Genomic DNA, 4,472 nt, shown 5'->3' with positions numbered 1-4,472 from the left:
TGGGGATTGGGGACTGGGAAATAATTTATACCTCTTTCCAGAAACTTTTAAGAGATTTTATTGGTCTGGTTCTCCAAATTCTGCAAAAATCAACCAATGTCATCTTCTGCTCAAGGTATTCCTGGATTACCCGATTTGACGCATCCGATTGAGCTTGTTCAATTTGGAACCGAGGCGCTCAAAGCTTCATTATTATTAGTATTTTTGATCGTAGCTTTGGGAGTTGCGATCGCACTGATCAGTTTTTCCCTGCGTCGAAGTCAGCCTGAACAACTTATATTTATTGGCGAATGGGCTGTTCGCTATTCCCAACTGTTGCGGGGATTGCAGCATTTAACTCTAATATTAGTTCTGTTAGTACCGGGATTTTTTCTCTGTTCAACTTTAAGCAATCGCTATCACCACTGGGAACAAGCAAAGGTGGCTCAAGTGGCTGAAAGTGTTGCAGGTGAAAAGCTCGAACAATTTGCGCCCCAAGTCCGCTACTCTATTCGAGAGCCATACTCATATACCACTCAAGTTGATGGCAAAATAGTTAAGGTAAATGAGACACGAGAGATCAATCGCTTTTTAATGCTGGCTGGTTCGCAAATTCAAGTCAAGCTTGACCAAAGTGTAGATGTTCCAGGTCGTAGCTCAATTTATCGCGTAGATTATACTGCTGATTATAAAGTAGTTAACCAACTCAAGGATATTAATAATTTTTTCTTTGAAGTACCACCACCCAACGGCTCCATACTCCTTAAAAGCTACAAAATCGAGCGTGACGGGACTAGGTTACAGCCAAGCAATCCGGGAGACTATGGTTTTCCCTTCCGGCTGCAACCAGGGGAAGAAACCACCTTTCGAGTCACATATCAGGCTAGAGGCGGCCCTCGCTGGGTTTATAGTGCGGGGGGACAGATGCTATCCAACTTCCGCCTTATCGCAATTGCTAACTTTGCTCCAGCTAATTTTGCCAGTGGTATTGAACCTGATGAGATTAAATCTGACGGACGCAGTACGCAATTTACTTGGAAATTTGACGATAATGTTTCAGTTAAAAATCCATTTGGAGTATTTACCAATACCGAGCCTATTGGTAACACGGGGGTAATTCCGCGTCTTTTATTGCTAGCGCCAGCAATATTTTTATGGTGGATACTGTTGTTATATTTGTCACTGCCCATGAGTTTCAAAAATGTAGCGATCGCTGCTAGTATTTTCTTTGCTTGTCTATTGACCTTGACTTATCTAGCTCGCGTTATCAATGCTCAGTTGGCTTGGACTTTAATTTCCATCATCTTACTAATTTTAACGTGGGGATTGGGAGCTAGCCGCAGAGCTTCTTTGGCTGCGATCGTCCCCACAATTGCTGGAGCAGTGCTGCCTATTTTTGGATTATTAGTACCCTTCAGCGGACTCACTCTCAGCCTAGCGGGTTTGCTTTCAGCGATTTGGCTAGCAGTTCGTCACTGGTATAGTTGGTACAATTTGCATCCAGAAGATCAAAGATTGTAGAGCATCGGTCACAATGGATAATGCCTTCTGCCTAAGCAGAAGAACTCGTCCGAAATCATCAGCGTTTCGCCAGGTTTCAATTATGTGTATATTATTAATTACTTGGGAATAATAGATTAGAAAATAACAATAATATTATTTGCGTTACCCAGAGAATGTTTAAAAAGTAGCAAAATATACTACAATTCCCGCTTCCATTCCCTCATAGGGAAGGTTTGCTCGGTGGTTAAGTTTGTGAGGTATTGCTGTTACCGACAATACTTTTCAAACATCCCTTCAGTGACTAAACATAAAAAGGATTTATCAAAATGGATACTTTCGGTATTTACACCCTTGCGAATGATGTGGTGTTTGACCAACTAGTAGCTTTGCTAAACAGCATTGAGGTGAATGTTAGCGCAGATATTCCTATTTGCATTATTCCTTATGATGAGCGACTAGACTTAGTTAGGCAAGAAGTTAATGCTCGAAAAAATGTAATTCTGTTTGATAATTGGGAGGTAATTCAACGCTGGGAAGAATTTGCTCATCAGGTTTGGGCTGCTCATTCCAGGCAACAAGATACAAAATTATCACACTCTAGCTGGTACAAAAGTCATTTACAAAGAAAGTTTGTTGCCTTTGAAGGGATTTTTGATAAATTTGTATTTTATGATGGCGATAGCTTGGCGATGAAGCCACTCAATAATGTAATTGACAAGTTAGAAACATCCGATTTTGTTTTTGATGACTGGGAACATCTTAAGGATAGGCCTGTTGCAGCTTTGAATATTTCAGTTATAGAAAAAACTGGGCTGTATACAGAAGCAGATATACGTCCTAAGCTGCATTGCTCTAGCTTTTTTGGATCTAAACGGGGGTTATTTACTGTTAAAGAAATTGAAACAATGAAGGAGCTATTAATTACCCATAGGGAAGTTGAATGGATTAATGGATATGGCTGGTGGGATGACGCTTTTTTGTTTAATTATATGACTTTACGCTGCGATCGCCCACTATTTAACTTTACACTTAGCCCTAATGGCGAAGATAGAACAGGTAACTGTGCCAATGCAGATCCCTTCGTTAACATTAATAATGTTCTTTACAATCAAGACGGCTTAAAACCAATTCATCGCATCCATTACATGAGCTATTCTGCTCGTGATTTCGCCCACTTAAGTCAAGGTAAAGAGGTTAATATCTGTTATGCAAATGAGTTTTTATACTATCGCTTTCTCAAACATCCAGAACAAAGACCAAAACAGCTAAAACCACTCAGTATAATTGCAAAAACTAATATTTTTTTCAACAAAACAATGAATAAAATTCAAAGAAGTATCCGCTAAATCTAGCTTTATTAGCGATGTATTAAATTAGCAATTGATATGATATAAAATTTCTATTTTATTATATATGCTTTTAAGTTATTAGTATACAATATGCCTAAAATTACTGTTTGCATTCCTACTTTCAATCGTGTTCATCTCCTACCTTATGCCATTAACAGTGTGCTCAATCAGTCTGAGCAAGATTTTGAGCTAATTGTTTGTGATGACGGTTCTAGCGATGGTACACCTGAATTGATGTCACAGTACACAGACCAGCGGATTAAATATATCCGTCATCTGCAAAATATTGGTAAAAGTAATAATATGCGCTCTGGCTTTGATGCAGCCACCGGTAAATATTTTATTAAATTTGATGATGATGATCGGCTAACACCCGATTTTCTCGCAAGTACCGCAGCTATTCTTGCTCAAGACTCTAGCATTGATTTTGTTGGTACAGACCATTGGATAATTGATATTAATAATGTGCGGGATGAGGCAAAAACTCAAGAAAATACTCGACGCTGGGGTAGGAAGAATTTACCAGCAGGTATTGTAAATAATTTGTTGGAAGTTGTATTTATTCAGCAAAGCTTTCAAGTTGGAGCGACATTATTTCGCCGTCAAACATTGCAAGAATTAGGATATATGCAACCAAATCTCCAAAATTGTGAGGATAATGATTTATTTGTGCGTCTTGCTTTAGCTGGGAAAAATGGCTATTACTTACCAGAATTATTGATGGAATATCGCTATCATGCAGAGCAGCAAGGTATTAATCGAGCTATTCCTTATTTATTTGATAAAATCCGGTATTTAGAAAGTTATAAATTTGAGTCTGAAAAAATAGAGACAACCAGGAAAAATCGTCTAACTGAAACGCAACTATTATTGGGTTTGCGTTTAATTGAAAAGGGTGAAACGCAAAAAGGCAGAGAGTTAGTTTTAGCAGGACAGTCTTTTTCTACTCCTAAAGCTTGGACTGGTTTAGGGTTATCGTTGTTACCAGTTGGGTTGCGAGGTAAGGCTTTTAATGCACTGCGACAGTTGCGGGGTTAGCCTATGGAAATGTGTTGGCGCAGCCCGCCGCAGGTATCGTTTTTTATCCTAGTGGATAATGTCTCACACAAAGGCGCAAAGAAAATTATCTATTTTACGAGTAATGAGTGGATGAGAAATGGGTATTTACTCATTACTTATTACTCCAGAATCATGCACTGATTTTTGTAATGATTACAGCTTATACCATTTCACGAAAATCTTGATACATATAGATTTTTCGTAGGGGTAAAGCACTGCTCATTGGTGTCAACTTAACGCGAAACCGCACGTCCGCCAGGGATTGTAAATCCCTGTCTCATAGCTAAAGTCATCTGAAGATGACTAGATATCCCCAAAAATATTCAGTCTACTTCAGTAGACTTTAGCTATGAGCCAGAGAATTCATTCTCTGGCGGGTTATGAAGCCCGCAGCGAAGCTATTTCTAGCTTAAGTTGACACCAATGAGCAATGTAATGTGCTTTACCCTTACCCACGTATTTGTATCATTACTAAAGTGAAATGGTATAACGTTTGTATTAAACTCAACTGAGAAGCGCTATAATCCAATACGGTTCAGTTAAGGTTACTGGTGTAGATAATTTGTCTTTGAAGACGCGATG

The 4,472-nt window shown here is 38.9% G+C and carries 3 protein-coding genes; all 3 read left to right on the top strand.

All coding sequences use genetic code 11. From position 1 onward, the window contains the following. Positions 1-96 precede the first annotated feature (96 nt). Entirely contained in the window at positions 97-1,500 is a 1,404-nt protein-coding gene (locus A4S05_RS30885) for a hypothetical protein (RefSeq protein WP_069073593.1), read from the top strand. 308 nt (positions 1,501-1,808) lie between these two features. Beyond that, entirely contained in the window at positions 1,809-2,828 is a 1,020-nt protein-coding gene (locus tag A4S05_RS30880) for an Npun_R2821/Npun_R2822 family protein (RefSeq protein ID WP_069073592.1), read from the top strand. A 93-nt stretch (positions 2,829-2,921) separates the two neighbouring features. Then, entirely contained in the window at positions 2,922-3,869 is a 948-nt protein-coding gene (locus A4S05_RS30875) for a glycosyltransferase family 2 protein (protein WP_069073591.1), read from the top strand. Positions 3,870-4,472: the final 603 nt, after the last annotated feature.

This window comes from Nostoc sp. KVJ20 (assembly GCF_001712795.1).
Lineage (GTDB): Bacteria > Cyanobacteriota > Cyanobacteriia > Cyanobacteriales > Nostocaceae > Nostoc.
Note: the sequence above shows the minus strand (reverse complement) of the source record. Positions and strands in the feature narration are given on the sequence as shown.

What these genes read in the sequence shown, in the direction of transcription:
- A4S05_RS30875 (WP_069073591.1), top strand. Translation starts at nt 2,922, where the DNA reads ATGCCTAAAATTACTGTTTGCATTCCTACTTTCAATCGTGTTCATCTC.
- A4S05_RS30880 (WP_069073592.1), top strand. Translation starts at nt 1,809, where the DNA reads ATGGATACTTTCGGTATTTACACCCTTGCGAATGATGTGGTGTTTGAC.
- A4S05_RS30885 (WP_069073593.1), top strand. Translation starts at nt 97, where the DNA reads ATGTCATCTTCTGCTCAAGGTATTCCTGGATTACCCGATTTGACGCAT.